This window comes from Solibacillus isronensis (assembly GCF_900168685.1).
GTDB classification, from domain to species: Bacteria; Bacillota; Bacilli; order Bacillales_A; family Planococcaceae; genus Solibacillus; species Solibacillus isronensis_A.
This window is the reverse complement of sequence record NZ_FVZN01000014.1, coordinates 1,705,716-1,722,154: the sequence shown is the minus strand read 5'-3', so window position 1 is coordinate 1,722,154 and position 16,439 is coordinate 1,705,716. Positions and strand designations below refer to the sequence as shown.

The following is a 16,439-nucleotide window of genomic DNA, read 5'->3' as shown; positions in this document are numbered from 1 at the left end:
TAGATAGTTACCCCCCTTATGTAGGACTGTTTGAAAAGAATCTACTTTTCGCACAGTCCGTTGCTTATGAAGACTGCAAAATCCATTACTCTATATTATTTTGTTTGTTAGCTATGTGGAGTCCTTCTCCAACCATAAAACTGCATACCTTCTCTTACTTATAAAAATCATTTCAATTCCCACCTTTCATTGTTTTAAATTACCAAAATTAATAATGACGTTGACGAGTGTAATCTTCTACTTTTCTTTTGTTCTCTTCAAAGATTTTTTTTACTTTCTCTTCATGAAGTGCTTTCTCACGAGAGATCTCACGCTCACGTTTTGTAATAGCTATCGAAAGGGTAAAAAAGTTTAATATCATGGATTATCACCTCCTTATAGTGCCCTAAAAATGGAAAAAACCGCAGAGAGACTCCCTCTGCGGTAAAAAAAGGCACAAAAATACCGCAGGGGCACACTCCTCCCTGCGGTTATGGGCATACTTAATTAAAAAATTTAAGCAATCCATTCCAGACTGGTCGAATGTGTGATTTTCGTTTTCGCTTTAGCTTTAGCTGTAACAACTAGTGACATGAATTTATTAATTACGATCATTTTCTTCGACCTCCTTAGAATTTTTTGATTACTGTGTAAGTATACTCATCACCATATGAAAAGTAAACATATTTTTTACATTTTTTATAAAAAGTGTAAAAAATGTAAATGTATTGAATGATGATTCTGTTGAATTTCCTGGCTAGTTACCTAATTTTCACAGGAACAAACAGACGATTTAAAGCAAAATTATGATTATCATTAATGTATGTATTTAAGCGGCTTTAGTTGAAAAGTCTTCATCAACCGGGCACAATTCTGCTGAAATGAATTGTACTTTTTCTCATAGATAAAAAGCTTTTTTTGAGTTAAACATCATATATTTTAATATCCTGCAACCGAAATTATTATTAAGGGAATACCCCTAACTGAAAGGGGAATTGAAGATAGTAAAATGATTTCGCTTAAAATGTGGGAAATGATAAATTCGAGATAGAAGCGCGGTATTCTATTTCAATGGGGGGTATGATGATTCAAGGTTCATGGAGAGCATTAATGTGGATTGGATTATCAGAATTGTGTGCTTTAAGCTTATGGTATAGTGCTTCAGTTATTGCACCAGAACTAATTGATCTTTGGAATCTCAGCCCTAATTCGGAGGCTTGGTTTTCGGCTTCTGTTCCTATTGGTTTTGTAGTTGGTGCATTATTTAGTGCTTATTTTGGGATTGCTGACCGTTTCAACGCTCGAAAGGTTTTTGCGATATCGGCATTTTTAGGTGCACTATTAAATGCCTTATTAATTTTTGCCGATTCAAGTTTTATCGGAATTCTATTAAGGATATTAACTGGAATAACACTCGCCGGTATATATCCAGTCGCTGTCAAAATGTTATCAGAATGGTTTCCAAGAAAACGTGGGTTGGCGATCGGAATTTTAATTGCCGCCTTAACATTAGGATCATCATTACCCCATTTTATTGTAATATTCTTTTCTTCATTAAGTTGGAAGTATGTAATTATTTGCAGCTCAGTACTGGCTTTATTTTCAGCCTTTGTTGTTTCGGTTATATTAGATGATGCCCCCGTAAAATCCAAAAGATTGCCATTTTCTTTAAAAGTATTAAAAAAAGTGATAAAGAATAAACCAGTAATGCTTGCAAACTACGGTTACTTCGGCCATATGTGGGAATTATATGCGATGTGGACATGGCTTCCCTTATTTATGACTGCCAGTTTTTCAACCTATTCACCAGAAATTCCTCATTGGGTTATTGGACTGTCATCTTTTATTTCGATTGGAATTGCAGGTGGTATTGGTTGTGTGATTGGTGGACTAATCTCAGATAAAATCGGAAGAGCAAATTTAACGATTATTTCAATGTTGATCAGTGCTAGTTGCTCAATCATGATAGGTTTTACATTTGGTCAATATATTTTGTTAACGATTATAATTTCTATTATTTGGGGGATATCCATTATAGCTGATTCCGCTCAATTTTCCGCAGCTGTATCAGAAATAGCCGAAGAGGAGTATGTAGGTACAGCACTTACTTTTCAAATGTGTATCGGATTCTTGGTTACTATATTTTCGATAAATCTGATCCCTGTTATTCAGAGAATGATCGGTTGGGAATGGGCATTTTTTATACTTGCGATTGGACCTATACTCGGAACTATAACAATGTTTAAATATAAACGTTACGAATTCAGAAATGAGAAAGTATGAGTGTTTGCGGAAAACATCCACGTATAAAGGTAGTACGGATAATTTTTTAAATAATAATTATATGGCGCATTTCTTTTTAAAAGAAATGTGTCTTTATTCGTTTAAGGACTTATAAGTGGTATTTGACATTGAACTAAAGTGGTATATATAGAAGGAGGAGTTCTTGATTATGAAGAATAATTAAATAAGACTTTATTAAAAAGGAGAAAATGATGAACTATATTAAATCACTTAGGAGTATTATTGGAACAAGACCAATTATTGCTCCTGGATCAGCAATCATCGTGATGAATAAGGAAAATGAGTTATTATTACAATTACGCTCAGATACTAAAGATTGGGGAATCCCAGGAGGCGGGATGGAGTTGGGCGATAGTTTTGAAGAAACAGCTAAAAAAGAATTGTATGAAGAAACGGGACTCATTACAAATCGCTTAGAGGTTTTAGGAGTAGCTTCAGGTAAAGAGTTTTATTACAAATTTCCTCATGGGGATGAGATATACAATGCCACTGTTATCTTTAAGGCTAGTGAGATAAGTGGGGATATAAGGAAAGATGAAGAAAGTTTGGAGTTGGCTTATTTTCCATTAGAATCTTTACCCGACTTAAATTATACTACCCAAAAAATTTTAGAAAAGATTGGATACATAAAGTAATATCGAACAAACATGATGGTTAGAAAAGCTACATAAATTATAGTTCTTGCCAAAAAGATACGAACGTTGTAGTTATCACAGCATTCGTATCTTTTTGGCTAAAATATTATTAACTCCTAAAACGGTTATTTTATAATTTAATTGCTGAAAATTAGAGTATATTCATTTAGCAATTTATCTAAGTTCTGACTTAATTTTATAGTAGTTGGATGATTTAGACCATTTTCAGTACCAGACTTTATCATTGCAGTTCTAAGTGTTTCAACATTTTTTTTAGTGTTTACCTTTTTTAAAATAGTAGGCATTAGTAATCTCTCCTCATTTTTAATATACAAAATAGATACAATAATTTACAAAATACATATATTATGTAAGTACACAATAAAAATAAAAGTTAAACCTTAATTATGAAAAATTTTTCCAAATAAATTTTTGAATATAGCTTTTAGGAATCGTAGTTAACAAAAGGGTTTAGGAATGAGGGTGAATTATTATTGAAGACAATACGTTTGGTTTTAACTTAAATTAATAAGAAATTGAAGAAAAAACAGCCCAAATTGAGCTGTAATTTTATATCCATTGATTGTTAATATAGACGTTGTTGATTACAAGGTGGAAAACCAGATATATCTGCAATTAATGAAAATTCATACTGTTTCATTGCGAACTGTGTTTGATACAGGTATTCAACAACAAGTAACTTTCCGTTTGATACACCACAAAGTACTCCGGATGTCCCTTGCCCATTTGCGAAGGATATACCAATCGGTTGTCCTATTAAGTAATTAATCTTATGTTGCCATGGTGGCATTGTCATCAACCCTTTCTATGTAAATTATGCTTTTGAAAAAGGGAGTGTGCCAACTTCAAAAGTGTAAACTCGTCTAATTCCCTCTTTATGTCTACGAGTATTTGTTAATATTTAACGATAAGTTATAACCTATTCATGCAAACCTAAAAAAAAATTTCATTCGGTTTGAACGAAATCAAATTTTCTACAGTCTAATAAATAAGGAGGTGGCACATGTTGGAAAACTTACTCGAAAAAGCTACCGCTGGGGATCAACAAGCAATCCTGGAACTGATTGAACAAGACGAGGAAGTGCTTTACCCGATCGCATATACATATTTGAAAAATGAGCAGGACGCACTTGATGCGATGCAAGAAATGACCTATAAGGCACTGAAAAAAATGCACACCGTTAAACAGCCCGAATTTGCGCGTACTTGGCTCGTACGTGTACTCATCAACTGCTGTAACGATATGCTGAAAAAACGGATCCAAACCGTGGAAATTGAAGAGACCAGCCTTAGTGAAGCCCCAGTTTATTCGGACATCAGTCGTCTTCTTAACTTACTTACGCTTACAGAACAACAGCTTGTTTACGCAAAATATTTCCAGCAGCTGAAAAACAATGAAATTGCCGAACTGCAAAATATTCCAGAAGGCACCGTTAAATCACGGCTGCACGCCATTTTAAAAAAACTGCGTAAAGCCGCTGGACAGAAGGAGGATTGGCTATGATTGACATTCCAAAAGATAAGCTACGCCAAGGACGTATTAATGCATTTACAAAACTAAAAAAAGAACGACGTAGAAAGAAACAGTGGCAGGGAATCACTGCAGTAGCTATCATCTTCTTAAGTTTTTTGCTAACGGTCCGTGTCTCACCTACGATTGCTAGCTATGCCGCTAAAATCCCGGGGCTAAGTGTTATCGTCGAGCTCGTGCAGGAAAATGAGGGGATAAAAGATGCCATCGCCAATGAATACTACGAGGAGCTTGGCATACTTGTGCAAGACAAGGACGTTACGATTACACTTCAAGGTGCGATTATCGATGAATACGGTATTATGCTAATGTATGATTTTGATTACCCGACGGAAAAAAGCGATCATCATAACTATTCTGTAAACATTTACCAAGGTGACCAACTGCTTGAAAACAGCGTAACTTATGGGACGATGGACGGTCTAGACGAGCCGGTTGCGCACAGTAATCATTTGCTTGAAATGACACTCGATCAACCGCTTGATACGACAAATCCTAATTTCCGTGTCGAATTTGAAATGAGAGATGGTGATAAACAAACTATCTCGATCCCATTCTCACTAGAAAAACCGATTGCTAAAGCCAAAGTAATAGAACCGAACTCAACGATTACTGCACAAGGTCAACGCCTGACAATCAATAAAATCATTCGGACACCACTACGCATTCATATAGAAGTAAATCCAGATCCATCGAATACGATGCAAATTGTCGAACTCGATAACATCTCACTGGAGCTTAAAAACGGTAGTAAACGTGAGCTTATTCGCAATGGTTTAGTTGGTAGTGGTTCGTTCCGAGAAGGTAAGTACACGTTTTATTTACAAAGCAACTACTTCTATGATTCAGATGAAATCATCGTCCATATTGGTGAAATTCAAGCTGTTCCAAAAGGCGAAGATTATATCGAAGTTGACTTCACAACAAAGGAAGTTCTTTTCAAACCAGACTTCATTGACTGGGATATTAAAGTTGTCGGCAACGATGTGTACCTAAACGCACCAGTCAAGGACGACCAAGGCCGCCAGCACTTGTTTCCTGCTGAAAAAGAGGATGGTACGTCACTTGAATCTGAAGGAAGCAGTTTTTCTATGTCTCCACATGAAGGTTATAATTATAGAGAGTACTACGAGCCTTATAATGGCAGAGCAAAACTGTGGATCAACTACATTGATAACCCGATAGCAACGGATGTTGAACTTAAAATAGATTTGACTCAATAACGACTCAGTTTATTTAGTTAAAAAGAAGCATCGATTTCTTCAGGAAACGATGCTTCTTTTACTGTCCATTTTTATAAAGATATCTGTATTAGGAACTTTATTCCATTAATGGCGTTAACTATCTTAAAAAGGTGGTTTATATTGTGTTGTATATAATAATATACAAGCAAAAGAATCACGATTAGGGGGAAACTATGTCCTTAACTTTATTCTTATTTATTGGTCTTATTGGCGTATTCTTTGTCACATTTCTTAAATGGCCATTAATAAACCTACTTGGAGAAGACAATATTCTAATATCTAGGTTGAACAATGCTGGATGGTTTCAAAATTATTGGTTAGCTGGGATATTTCTTTTTATTATGAATGCCATCCTTTTCTTTTCAACTGCTCTTATTATTTATTTGCTGACTTATTTCTTAATTCCGTATGTACACATACTTGTAATGATACTTGCTGTAATTGGAAGTATCTTTTTATGGATAATAATTAATAAAACTTGGCAAGGTACGAGAAGAAATCGTTTGAAGATGGCAGCAGTCGGTAGCAGTTTTTATATGATCTTGACCCTTATATTGATTTATATGTTAGTCACACTAGAGCCTGCCTATCCAGGCGATGATCCTTTTATGAGAGCAATCGGATTATTTATGGGAATTGTGGTAACAACTGTTGCGTTTATTTCAAGTTTTATCTTTACAGGATTTTCAAATAAGAAGGAAGTGAATGAGGCGCGATTCTGAACTAGAATCAGCGCTGTTTTTTTACATAGAGAATTATAGTTAAGATTTAGGTGATATTTTTCATTTCCGAAACAAACAGGCTGTATAGGGTTAATTTTGATATGGATAAATTTGTAAATATGAATTAAGGTTTTATAAAGGAGGTTTATATTTTATGGAAGTCTCATTATGTAAAGCAACTTTAGATGACGCGGCTAAGCTTCATGAGATACAAGTGAAAGCATTTATGCCTTTACTAGAGAAATACCAGGACTACGATACGAACCCAGCTAATGAATCTTTAGAAAGAGTTATTACTCGATTCAAGCAACCATTTACAGATTATTATTTAATTAAAAATCTAGAAGATACTATTGGTGGCATTAGAATTGTAAAAATGAGTAATAAATCTTATCGTGTCAGCCCTATATTTATTTTGCCAGAGCATCAAGGAAAGGGAATTGCTCAAAAAGTCTTTGAAATAGTAGAGAATATATATCAAGACGCAAGATTATGGGAGTTGGACACCATTATGCAGGAAGAAGGGCTTTGTCACCTCTATGAAAAGTTAGGTTATAAAAAAACAGGTAAATCCAAAATAATAAACGAAAAGATAACAATAATTTTTTATGAAAAATCTCAAATCATTTAAGTTAAAGCTTGGAAACAAAAAACACATGTGAACTTCTATGTAAGTAAATAATAGGAGTTTTTTTAAGAGTGTAAAAGGGGGTTATTATATTAAGAAAATAACATTATCAAATGGGAAAATTGTTGAGGTTAAATGTTTAAGTTGTGCATTAACAACTGGTTTGATAGAACCTGATGGCGGAGTTGTATATGAAACGAAGTATTTTCACGCCCATCAAGATGTAGCTTATCCAATCAAGGGGTTAATCATATTAGCTTCTAAAAGACATATCAAGTCTTTTGATGAATTAACTGAAGAGGAAAAATTAGATTATATTCAGGCGTTAACCAGAATAAGACAGGCTCAAAGAGAAGTATTGAATATCGAGTACGTCTATTACTTTTATAATGAAGATACTACACACCATTTCCATACTTGGATGGTTCCAAGATATGAGTGGATGTATGAGTTTGGCCGCTCAGTCGAGTCCGTTAGACCGACGCTACTTCATGCCCGCAACCATATGAATGATTCTAAAAATAAAGAAGAAGTAATGACAGCAATCGACTTATTAAAAAAAGAATTAAATAAATGATCTTTGATAATGATCAATTGCTTTCTTCGATACATAAAATCTGACGCGATTCAGAATTAGTTAAACTTATGGAAGAAGCAAATAAACAAATTGAATATATATATTCAATTTTCAGTGGAGATTTTTTATAAACACAAGGTGGTTAAAGTAATGAATGGAACCCAAATCTTAAATATATTTGATTTTGATGTGGAAGAAGAGCCTGTAAGCATTTATCCATATTCACCAGTATACCGAGTGAAGTATGGCGATCAGGATGTTGTTGTAAAACGAACGCAAAGCAGGGCAGAAAGTGTAATGTCTTATACTAACATGCTGAAAGATAAGGGGATAAATGTTGTAACGCCAGTTAAGTTACAAGTTGATAATCCGCAAAAATATGAAGATATAAATTTTGTGGTTTATCCATTTATTGAAGGTGAGAAATACTCAGGCAAAGACAATGAAATTTATGAAGCTGGTAAAATGTTGGGACAGATTCACAGCTATTCACATGTTTCAAATGAATATAATCTTCTTGAATACGATGTCTATGATTTTAATAAAGAAGAAGTGGAAGAGGGTATGGAGGCAATTATCCTACATGCAGAAAAAGCTGGAATTAGAATTGACCCAGGATTAAAAACAAAGTTACTAGGAAGTGTTGCGAATCAACAGGAACTTTACGATGCTGGATTGCCGCATGTTGCAACACCTCATGATTTTAAAGCAAATAATTTAGTTTTAATCCCGGAGCCGTATTTGATTGATCCGGATAATGCTGGTTGGATACCAAGAATTTTTGACCTGGCACTTGCATTACTGCTCTTTCATAATGAGCATGAAGAAGCCCCGGATCGGGTTTTTACAATAGATGAATGGGAAATCTTTTTATCGGGATATAAAGAATCTATTGTTTTAACCAATCAAGAAAAAGTGTTTTGGGAAAAGGCGAAACAACACGTCTTTCTAGATGAAGTAATGTGGTTAATGGCAGAGTATGAAGAAGACTGGCAAAAATCCTCTCAACAAAAATTATTTATGAGCTTAATTCATTTTATGATAGATAGTGCTAACTATAGACTCTAAAAGAAACTTGGCAAAACTACCTAGCACTACTTACCGGGTAGGAGGTAGTCTGTAAAAAAGCAAAAAAAAGTTTTTGAAAGATAAACAAAGTAGAAAACCTAATCATCCCTTGTTTTCTATGTCTCGCTTCAATTCTTTAAACCAATTTAAATTTACTAGATGGTGAGAACGAGAATTTTCGTTCATGCGACGAAAATAATCGATTTTACCAGGTAATTGTTTAGTGTTAGCCAGGTATTCATCGAGAAGAGCAATCCTGGCTTCAGTTTGATCAATTTGTGATTGAATTAATTCTAATAATTTATTTTTATCGAATTCATCTGCAAAGAGTAATGCCCCGTAAAATTGTAAGTTTACATATTCAGATTTAGTCCCGTATTTGTCCATTAATTTATTGAATTCTTCTATTCCTAAAGACGTGATTTCAAAGGTATGAATATCACGATTATTGAATGGCCTTATTTGATGTGTTTCTTCAATCAAGCCTTTTTCTTCAAGTTGTTTCAAATTGTAATAAAATGAACCTTTAGTAAAGTTAACGATATATTTATAATGTCGTTTTTCCATTAAGCTTAACAGTTCATATCCATGAGCCCCAGGGTTTTGAATCAGTAAACCAAGGATAAGTAAAGGAATCAAAATTGCATCACCTTCGCCATTTGTGCTTCGAATTCAGTGTATGTGATTTTACCTAGAGCCAAATTCATACTGTGAATATAAATTTGTTCACTTTTCGAATAGTTATTATTTATTTTTAGTGATTGATTTTCATCCGAAAGTGGTTCTAAAATATGGCACTTTTTCGAAAATGCTTCGTAGTAGCGATAACCAAATTTTCGTTGGGAAACGGCATTCAAATGAATACCATCCGGATTGGCAGTTAGACCTTCCGCCGTTACAAAATAACATTGTTCGTGCTCGTGAGCGAATCCGTATAAGTGTTCATTGATTTTCTGGTACTCTGTTGAGTACTTTCCAAAACCTGTTTTTCCTAAAAAATCACCAAGCTCACCCATGATGTGGGACATTTTTTAGGTTTAATTCTTTTCGTAAAGTCTCTATGATGAGAGATAACTTTTCATAATACGTTTCATGTAAAGAATTATTGCTGTCACTTTCACCTTGATGCCATAATATACCGCAGATCTCACTAGTTTTAAGGGCAAATCGGGCTTCTGACAAAGCGTGCTGAAAAAGAGTACCTTGTGGATGCCAATCGTCCAAGGAACTGCCACCTTCTGCGCAAGGAATTAAACCTATTTCTTCATCCGGGTTGGCTTTCGACCATGCCTCTGCAAAAGATGCTGCTAGACTTACACCAGCGACAGGGCGGTCATAATTAATCGGTTCAGTCATCATTTGCCACTGCCCGTTGCGAAGCATTTTTATTTTTTCATTATAAATAGGTTCTACCTCATGCAAGAATCCTCGTCCTGCCATATTGGATTGCCCTAACATTAAAAAAGATTTTATCATTTTATTTTCACTCCTTCGCAATAGTCTAATTAGACTTTCGTATTATAAGGTCTAATTAGACTATCGTCAACAGTATAGGAATTTCATATGAACAAAGCGACTAATTAAGGAAGTTACTGCAGTTAAATATTATTAAATAAATAATATTTTTAGGTCTAAGCATATAATCGTACTCATAGATTAAATAGTAGAGATAGTAATCAAGAATTACTATTCTTGCCAATAGTTCTGTTCATAATAAAAGGAGGTAACAGATGAGAATCACTAATGAACATCAAGTAGAAACTGTTCATGTTGATGCGGTCGTTATTGGGGCAGGCTTTTCAGGATTGTACATGCTCTACCGGTTAAGGGAGGCAGGGTTATCTACAAAAGTGTACGAGACGGGTGACGGTGTTGGTGGTACATGGTACTGGAATCGATATCCAGGGGCACGTTGTGACTCAGAAAGTATCTGCTATAACTATACTTTCTCGGAGGAGCTATATAAAGAATGGTCCTGGTCTTCACGATTCCCTGAGCAGCCTGAAATATTAAAGTACTTAAATTTCGTGGCGGATAAGTTTGACCTACGTCCTGGTATTCAATTTAATACGCGTGTTACCTCAGCAAGCTTTGATGAAGAAACTAATAGATGGGACATAAAAACCGATCAAGGAGACCAAGTATCGGCTAAATACTTCATCACAGGTGTAGGGTGCATATCGACAGCTAACATCCCAAATATTAAAGGAATGGATAACTTTGAAGGTGAGTTGTATCATACTGGTCACTGGCCTCATGAAAAGGTAGATTTCACAGGAAAACGAGTCGGTGTGGTCGGAACTGGTTCAAGTGGTATTCAGTCAATACCGGTTATTGCAAAAGAGGCAAAACATCTGACGGTTTTCCAACGTACACCGCAATATAGTGTTCCGGCAAAAAACCATCCTTATACGGCAGAGTTTCTAGAAAAATCAAAAGAAAACTATCATAGCATGAGAGAGCTAATGCGTAATTCCGTAGGGGGTATGGCACTCAAATATGGTGAAAATTCCGTTTTAGATCACACGCCTGAACAACGCCGTGAATTTCTTGAAGCGGCATGGGAAAAGGGCGGATGGGCTGTTTTGTCCGCATATAATGACCTCCTTACAAATGAAGAAGGAAACTTGCTTGTTGCTGAATTTGTACGTTCGAAAATCCGAGAGATTGTTAAAGATCCGGAAACAGCCGAAAAACTATTACCAGATCATTATTACGGAACAAAACGAGCAATTATTGATACAGACTACTTTGAAACATACAACCGCGAAAATGTACGTTTAGTAGATGTGAAGAAAGCACGAATTGAAGAAATTACATCGAATGGCATTCGGACAGAAGATGGTGAGTATGAATTAGATGTAATCGTTTTTGCTACTGGTTTTGATGGAATGACAGGGTCTCTGTTTAAAATTGACATCAGAGGCCGAGATAATGTGGCATTAAAAGAAAAATGGGAAAATGGTGCCAAGACTAAAACATATCTTGGTTTAACAACAGCAGGATTTCCAAACCTATTTATGCTTACTGGTCCAGAAAGCCCTTCTGTTTTAGGGAATATGCCAGCAGCTATTGAACAACATGTGGAGTGGGTAATGGATTGTATCGAACATCTCCGGAACAATGAGATAGAAGTATTTGAAGCAAAAACAGAATCCGAGGAAAAGTGGAGTCAGCATTGCAGAGAGCTGGCGGATTCAACACTTTATACGAAGACAGAATCTTGGTATACGGGTGCAAATATTGAAGGGAAGGCAAAAGGTTTCCCAATCTATGTAGGCGGATATAATGTATATCGTAAAATCTGCGACGATGTAGCAATAAATGGCTACGATGGATTTACTTTAGATTCTGGTAAAGCAAACAAAGTGATTTAAAACGGCATTAATAATTAAAATCTATTATTCTATTAGGAGGAATTATAAATATGGCACTTGATTCTCAAGCGAAGTTTCTTTTAGAGCAAATGGCGGCAGCGGGCGCACCGCCGATGAGTTCCCTGAGCCCGGAGGATGCAAGGTTAACAACGGATTTCAGTGCATTAGCAGGAATACCTGAAACTGTGGGCAAGGTGGAGAATCGGACAATTCCTGGGCCAGAAGGTGAAATTCCTGTTCGTATTTATACGCCTGAGGGTGAGGGACCTTTCCCATCACTCGTTTTTTACCACGGAGGTGGCTGGGTAATTGGGGATCTTGATACTGTCGATGTTCCATGCCGACTGTTAACTAATCGTGCGAACTGTGTTGTCGTATCTGTGGATTACCGATTAGCACCAGAGCATAAATTTCCAGCGGCTGCGGATGATGCATACGCTGCTGCAAAATGGGTAGTTGAAAATGGGCCATCCATTCAGGTAGACCCTAGCCGTGTAGCGGTTGGCGGCGACAGTGCGGGCGGCAATCTGGCAGCGGTCGTTGCTTTAATGGCCCGTGATAACAATGAATTCGAATTAGCGTACCAATTGTTAATCTATCCTGTTACGAACCATTCCTATGAAACAGTGTCTTATAGCGACAATGCAGATGGCTATCTGTTAACGAAAGATAGTATGGTCTGGTTTTGGAATCATTATTTACGTGATGAAGAAGACGGGAAAAATCCGTATGCTTCGCCACTACTCGCAGCGGAATTAAGCAGCTTACCTCCTGCACTGGTCATTACAGCGGAATTCGATCCATTACGTGATGAGGGAGAGGCCTATGCTCAACGTTTGAAAGAAGCGGGAGTACAAGTAGAAACAACTCGCTATAATGGAATGATTCATGGCTTTTTCTGGATGCCAGGTACTTTAGAACAAGGGATGCAAGCTGTGAACCAAGCAGCAGAAGCGTTAAATCGTGCCTTCACAAAGGAAGAAAAAGTTTTATAAAAACTAAATGCTGGTGCTGGACTCCTTGCGTGTCCAGCACTTTTTTAAATTTCTATTCCATTTCGTATTTATAAGTAAAAAACGTTTAATATTCCCCAAACAAACAGACTATCTGTAATAAAACCGCTTAAAGCCGATAATTTTTATCATACTAAAATAAAGACTAAAAATTAAAGGTGTGGTTGGATTGAAAAGAGCAGTGTTTTTAGATCGAGATGGTGTAATTAATGAAGTGCTGACTAAGCGAGTGAAATTTGTAAATGAACCGAAGCAATTTTATTTTTTACCTGGAGCAGAAGAAGCCATAAAAAGCTTAAATGAGCATTTTGACTATGTGTTTGTCGTAACGAATCAGGGTGGAATTGGATTAGGTTTTATGAAGGAAAAGCAGTTACAGAAAGTTCATGACTACATGGTAGCCCAACTGAAGAAAAAAGGAGCAACGATTCATGAGGTTGCCTATTGTCCTCATAAACCAAAGTCTGGCTGTGAATGCAGAAAACCAAATAGCAAAATGATTTTAGATTTAGGTGATAAATACAACATTGATTTAGATAAATCCTATATGGTTGGTGATACGGATACAGATATTCAGGCAGGTAAAAAAGCCGGGACAAAAGCCGTTTTTATTGGTGATAGTGATCCATTGGCAGATGCAGTGTTTCCCAATTTAAAAGAAGCAGCACAATGGATTATTCGTGATATAAAAAATGAGTAGAAACTAACCCACAGAGGAGTACCTTTGTGGGTTAATGTCGTTGTAGCAGCTGATGTTGCCACTTTTCAACCGCTAACAATTAATCATAAGTCTGAACATAAAGTCCATTTTCCTCAGACCATTCCGCATAATAGATTTTCTTAATATCTTCATAGCCTTCTTCTTTTAATTGATGAATGACCCATTGCTTATCTTTCCCGATTTGTGCCAGAACTCTTTCTTCAATCTGCCCTTCATCGATAATCAAGTGAGTTAACACACCACCTGTTTCTTCCTCGGATAAATCCTTTTTCAATACGCTAATTTGCCCACCCGGTTCTAAAAGGGCATATTTGACTTCACTAATTGAAAAAACTCCTTGTATCCGAAGCAAGGAACGTAGCTGTTCGGATTCCATTTTATTTTTCTCTAATTCTTTAAGATCCAATCGCCCATTATTTACGAGAAAAGACGGTTCTCCTTTAATAATCGGGCGCAGTTTTTCAAATTTCCTGACTAGAAAATCGGTTAAAAGATATAGCGCAGTCCATAGTCCGATTGTATAGAGGACATCCCACATCTTTACTTTCTCATCGTATACACCTTCCTCAAGAGTTCCTCCGAGAATAACGATAAATACAAAATCGAATGGGGTGACTTCAGTAAGCTCTTTTTTTCCGATAAAGCGGATAACAACCATAAGTGCTATAAACCCTGCAATAATTTTAATAGTAATTGCTGTAATCATATATTTTCACTCTCCTATCATCCTTTGAATACCCTGAAGCGTACCAATTTAAGCTGGTCATAAATCACTAGCGTTCACTGTTTTAAAAGGGATGAAGGAGTATTAATGAGTTTACTAGAAATGAATAGTAAAGGTTTGGTAATACAATTTTGTAAAAAAACTATACGAAGCAATGAGGAGGGAAAGAAATGCGAATATATCCTGATTGTCCTGTTATTACAAAAACAATTGAAGTCGGAGGGCTATCGAAAGCCGAACTTATTCAAAAACTGCAACAATCTTCTATTTCATTGAACGAATATGGTGTAAAATTATTATTTGATGATCGGTTTACTACTACCGAAACAACTTATAGCTTGGAAATAGTTGAACTGTCAGTTAGGGACCTTGGCTTTCCATATGGCGCAACATTACCTGAAATCTTTAGACAAGCGAACGAACTGGGCTTGCAGTTATGTCCACCTGAGCTGGGACCTTACCTACGACTTGAATATGCAGATCAAGTTGAGGGGAATTCAGGGAATCTTTCACAAAAAAATGAGGCGCCCTCTGGATCAGTCACCATTGCATCAGAAATAATTAGTGATGAAGAAAGTTTTCCAAAAGGATTTTATGTTAGAAAAGTTGATGGCGTATTATGGCTGCGCGGATATGTAGCTGACAACTTGCATGTGTGGAATCCCGATAACCGGTTTATTTTTAAATTAGACAATGAGTATTAATACATCAGATAAATTTGAATTAGTGAAGTTGGAACAGGGCTTACTCAATGTAAAGGTAATGGTTTGCGTTCCGTAGATTTATCTTGGAATGTGAACCTTTATTGTAGGTGTTTTCGTGTTCAGTAACGAATAACTAAATCGAGGTGGTTCATTTGCTAAAGGAAAAATCAGAAATAGTAGCACATCATCAAAACTTCATAACTTTTATACATAGTTTAAAATCAGTTGATGAAAATCTATTAAGAAAGCCGATCGGGGAAGGTAAGTAGTCCATTATAGAAATAGTTGGTCACTTTTACCCTTGGGATGAATTTGTGTTACAGCAAAGAATTCCGTATTTATTTTCAGGCAAACACTTACCGAAAGCTCCGGGTATCGATGAGCTAAATGACCAATCTTCTTTACAAGCCAGAACAGAAGATGTAGAAAATACATTGGAAAAATGTATTGATGTACGGCAAGAATTATTAAGTCAGATAAAGCTAATTCCTGAAAATGACTGGTTAAACCCAATACAGATAGGCCAATCCACTTTAACCTTTTACGAGTACTTAAAAGATTTGAAGGAACATGATATACATCATTTAAATCAAATGAAATCAACTATCTAAGACAAATAATGATTCTAGTTAAATAAATTCATATTACATTGTTTCGTGGTCTTCACATAGGAGGAACTATTGATGATGAAATTGATAATTGCTTTTTTAGCGTTGATCGGCGGTTCGGCAGTTGCAATACAAAGTCAAATCAATGCTTTATTTAGTAAGAAAGTAGGCGTATTGGAAAGCGCAACCGTTTCTTTTATGGTAGGGGCGATTGCCTTGTTCTTTTTAGCTTTCTTCTTCGGGAAAGGGAATTTTTTAAATGTATTTACTGTTCCAAAATGGCAGTTAATCGGGGGATTATTAGGCGCATTCTTTATTGTCATTAATATCTTTTCTGTAAATTTAATTGGAGTTGCCGCTACCTTTATGGCAGTTATCATTGGTCAGATTTTAGTAGGTGCAATTATTGATCACTTTGGACTTTTTGGTGGGGTTACCTATCCAATGAATATGACTAAATTCATTGCCCTTGCTTTAATGTTTGTCGGGATTTATTTGTTTAATAAAGCTTAATAAATGGCGTAAATCAGCTTGGTATTTTCAAGCTGATTTTTTTTATTTAAATAGACATCAGTATTCACAA

The 16,439-nt window shown here is 35.9% G+C and carries 19 protein-coding genes and 1 pseudogene; 14 read left to right on the top strand and 6 right to left on the bottom strand.

The features are described 5' to 3' along the window. Nucleotides 1-208: 208 nt before the first annotated feature. The gene (locus B5473_RS17190) at nucleotides 209-361 is read right to left on the bottom strand and encodes a YrzI family small protein (protein ID WP_079527383.1); all 153 of its coding nucleotides are present in this window, start codon (nucleotides 359-361) and stop codon (nucleotides 209-211) included. Between the two features lie 644 nt (nucleotides 362-1,005). Between B5473_RS17190 and B5473_RS17185 the strand changes: the two genes are divergently transcribed. After that, nucleotides 1,006-2,262 carry a nitrate/nitrite transporter gene (locus B5473_RS17185; RefSeq protein WP_368483383.1) on the top strand — a complete coding sequence of 419 codons (1,257 nt, stop codon included), beginning with the start codon at nucleotides 1,006-1,008 and terminating at the stop codon, nucleotides 2,260-2,262. A gap of 212 nt (nucleotides 2,263-2,474) precedes the next feature. Next, nucleotides 2,475-2,918 carry an NUDIX hydrolase gene (locus B5473_RS17180; protein ID WP_079527378.1) on the top strand — a complete coding sequence of 148 codons (444 nt, stop codon included), beginning with the start codon at nucleotides 2,475-2,477 and terminating at the stop codon, nucleotides 2,916-2,918. Nucleotides 2,919-3,055: 137 nt separating this feature from the next. On the opposite strand, the gene B5473_RS17175 is transcribed toward B5473_RS17180, so the two are convergent. Together B5473_RS17175 and B5473_RS20990 are read right to left on the bottom strand one after the other, a co-directional pair. Next, nucleotides 3,056-3,223, bottom strand: coding sequence for an aspartyl-phosphate phosphatase Spo0E family protein (locus B5473_RS17175; RefSeq protein WP_079527376.1), 168 nt, complete (start codon nucleotides 3,221-3,223; stop codon nucleotides 3,056-3,058). Nucleotides 3,224-3,504: 281 nt separating this feature from the next. Further along, on the bottom strand, nucleotides 3,505-3,735 hold the full coding sequence (locus B5473_RS20990) for a hypothetical protein (protein ID WP_254865362.1): 231 nt from the start codon (nucleotides 3,733-3,735) through the stop codon (nucleotides 3,505-3,507). A gap of 210 nt (nucleotides 3,736-3,945) precedes the next feature. On the opposite strand from B5473_RS20990, the gene B5473_RS17165 reads away from it, so the two are divergent. From B5473_RS17165 to B5473_RS17140, 6 genes are all read left to right on the top strand, one after another. Beyond that, nucleotides 3,946-4,443 (top strand): sigma-70 family RNA polymerase sigma factor, encoded by a 498-nt coding sequence (locus B5473_RS17165; protein ID WP_079528790.1) that lies wholly within the window; start codon nucleotides 3,946-3,948, stop codon nucleotides 4,441-4,443. Further along, the gene (locus B5473_RS17160) at nucleotides 4,440-5,693 is read left to right on the top strand and encodes a DUF4179 domain-containing protein (protein WP_079527372.1); all 1,254 of its coding nucleotides are present in this window, start codon (nucleotides 4,440-4,442) and stop codon (nucleotides 5,691-5,693) included. The genes B5473_RS17165 and B5473_RS17160 overlap by 4 nt, the downstream gene beginning before the upstream one ends. A gap of 194 nt (nucleotides 5,694-5,887) precedes the next feature. After that, nucleotides 5,888-6,436 carry a hypothetical protein gene (locus B5473_RS17155; protein ID WP_079527370.1) on the top strand — a complete coding sequence of 183 codons (549 nt, stop codon included), beginning with the start codon at nucleotides 5,888-5,890 and terminating at the stop codon, nucleotides 6,434-6,436. 154 nt (nucleotides 6,437-6,590) lie between these two features. Continuing rightward, nucleotides 6,591-7,067 carry a GNAT family N-acetyltransferase gene (locus B5473_RS17150; RefSeq protein WP_079527368.1) on the top strand — a complete coding sequence of 159 codons (477 nt, stop codon included), beginning with the start codon at nucleotides 6,591-6,593 and terminating at the stop codon, nucleotides 7,065-7,067. Nucleotides 7,068-7,155: 88 nt separating this feature from the next. Then, nucleotides 7,156-7,641 (top strand): HIT family protein, encoded by a 486-nt coding sequence (locus B5473_RS17145; RefSeq protein WP_079527366.1) that lies wholly within the window; start codon nucleotides 7,156-7,158, stop codon nucleotides 7,639-7,641. Nucleotides 7,642-7,791: 150 nt separating this feature from the next. Beyond that, nucleotides 7,792-8,709, top strand: a complete 918-nt coding sequence (locus B5473_RS17140; protein ID WP_079527364.1) for a phosphotransferase — start codon at nucleotides 7,792-7,794, stop codon at nucleotides 8,707-8,709. 102 nt (nucleotides 8,710-8,811) lie between these two features. On the opposite strand, the gene B5473_RS17135 is transcribed toward B5473_RS17140, so the two are convergent. Together B5473_RS17135 and B5473_RS17130 are read right to left on the bottom strand one after the other, a co-directional pair. Continuing rightward, entirely contained in the window at nucleotides 8,812-9,348 is a 537-nt protein-coding gene (locus B5473_RS17135) for a PadR family transcriptional regulator (protein WP_079527361.1), read from the bottom strand. After that, nucleotides 9,345-10,185, bottom strand: a pseudogene (locus tag B5473_RS17130) (sialate O-acetylesterase). The gene B5473_RS17135 and the pseudogene B5473_RS17130 overlap by 4 nt, the downstream one beginning before the upstream one ends. A gap of 254 nt (nucleotides 10,186-10,439) precedes the next feature. Between B5473_RS17130 and B5473_RS17125 the strand changes: the two are divergent. The 3 genes from B5473_RS17125 to B5473_RS17115 all read left to right on the top strand — a co-directional run bounded on the left by B5473_RS17125 (nucleotide 10,440) and on the right by B5473_RS17115 (nucleotide 13,799). Next, the gene (locus B5473_RS17125; RefSeq protein WP_079527359.1) at nucleotides 10,440-12,086 is read left to right on the top strand and encodes a flavin-containing monooxygenase; all 1,647 of its coding nucleotides are present in this window, start codon (nucleotides 10,440-10,442) and stop codon (nucleotides 12,084-12,086) included. Nucleotides 12,087-12,136: 50 nt separating this feature from the next. Next, nucleotides 12,137-13,081 (top strand): alpha/beta hydrolase, encoded by a 945-nt coding sequence (locus tag B5473_RS17120; RefSeq protein ID WP_079527357.1) that lies wholly within the window; start codon nucleotides 12,137-12,139, stop codon nucleotides 13,079-13,081. 187 nt (nucleotides 13,082-13,268) lie between these two features. Continuing rightward, nucleotides 13,269-13,799, top strand: a complete 531-nt coding sequence (locus B5473_RS17115; protein WP_079527355.1) for a D-glycero-alpha-D-manno-heptose-1,7-bisphosphate 7-phosphatase — start codon at nucleotides 13,269-13,271, stop codon at nucleotides 13,797-13,799. 79 nt (nucleotides 13,800-13,878) lie between these two features. Here B5473_RS17115 and B5473_RS17110 read toward each other — a convergent pair whose 3' ends face one another. Then, nucleotides 13,879-14,526, bottom strand: coding sequence for a DUF421 domain-containing protein (locus B5473_RS17110; RefSeq protein WP_079527353.1), 648 nt, complete (start codon nucleotides 14,524-14,526; stop codon nucleotides 13,879-13,881). Between the two features lie 188 nt (nucleotides 14,527-14,714). On the opposite strand from B5473_RS17110, the gene B5473_RS17105 reads away from it, so the two are divergent. From B5473_RS17105 to B5473_RS17095, 3 genes are all read left to right on the top strand, one after another. Continuing rightward, nucleotides 14,715-15,248: a helicase gene (locus tag B5473_RS17105; protein WP_079527351.1), complete on the top strand. Its 534-nt coding sequence runs from the start codon at nucleotides 14,715-14,717 to the stop codon at nucleotides 15,246-15,248. A 314-nt stretch (nucleotides 15,249-15,562) separates the two neighbouring features. After that, the gene (locus B5473_RS17100) at nucleotides 15,563-15,859 is read left to right on the top strand and encodes a hypothetical protein (RefSeq protein ID WP_079527349.1); all 297 of its coding nucleotides are present in this window, start codon (nucleotides 15,563-15,565) and stop codon (nucleotides 15,857-15,859) included. Nucleotides 15,860-15,934: 75 nt separating this feature from the next. After that, nucleotides 15,935-16,369: a DMT family transporter gene (locus B5473_RS17095; protein WP_176142133.1), complete on the top strand. Its 435-nt coding sequence runs from the start codon at nucleotides 15,935-15,937 to the stop codon at nucleotides 16,367-16,369. Nucleotides 16,370-16,439 lie beyond the last annotated feature (70 nt).

Bases quoted from the DNA above. Each gene is read 5' to 3' on its own strand.
- B5473_RS17155 (WP_079527370.1), top strand. From the start codon at position 5,888: ATGTCCTTAACTTTATTCTTATTTATTGGTCTTATTGGCGTATTCTTT.
- B5473_RS17180 (WP_079527378.1), top strand. From the start codon at position 2,475: ATGAACTATATTAAATCACTTAGGAGTATTATTGGAACAAGACCAATT.
- B5473_RS17190 (WP_079527383.1), bottom strand. From the start codon at position 361: ATGATATTAAACTTTTTTACCCTTTCGATAGCTATTACAAAACGTGAG.
- B5473_RS17140 (WP_079527364.1), top strand. From the start codon at position 7,792: ATGAATGGAACCCAAATCTTAAATATATTTGATTTTGATGTGGAAGAA.
- B5473_RS17175 (WP_079527376.1), bottom strand. From the start codon at position 3,223: ATGCCTACTATTTTAAAAAAGGTAAACACTAAAAAAAATGTTGAAACA.
- B5473_RS17105 (WP_079527351.1), top strand. From the start codon at position 14,715: ATGCGAATATATCCTGATTGTCCTGTTATTACAAAAACAATTGAAGTC.
- B5473_RS20990 (WP_254865362.1), bottom strand. From the start codon at position 3,735: ATGACAATGCCACCATGGCAACATAAGATTAATTACTTAATAGGACAA.
- B5473_RS17160 (WP_079527372.1), top strand. From the start codon at position 4,440: ATGATTGACATTCCAAAAGATAAGCTACGCCAAGGACGTATTAATGCA.
- B5473_RS17095 (WP_176142133.1), top strand. From the start codon at position 15,935: ATGAAATTGATAATTGCTTTTTTAGCGTTGATCGGCGGTTCGGCAGTT.
- B5473_RS17150 (WP_079527368.1), top strand. From the start codon at position 6,591: ATGGAAGTCTCATTATGTAAAGCAACTTTAGATGACGCGGCTAAGCTT.
- B5473_RS17120 (WP_079527357.1), top strand. From the start codon at position 12,137: ATGGCACTTGATTCTCAAGCGAAGTTTCTTTTAGAGCAAATGGCGGCA.
- B5473_RS17110 (WP_079527353.1), bottom strand. From the start codon at position 14,526: ATGATTACAGCAATTACTATTAAAATTATTGCAGGGTTTATAGCACTT.
- B5473_RS17125 (WP_079527359.1), top strand. From the start codon at position 10,440: ATGAGAATCACTAATGAACATCAAGTAGAAACTGTTCATGTTGATGCG.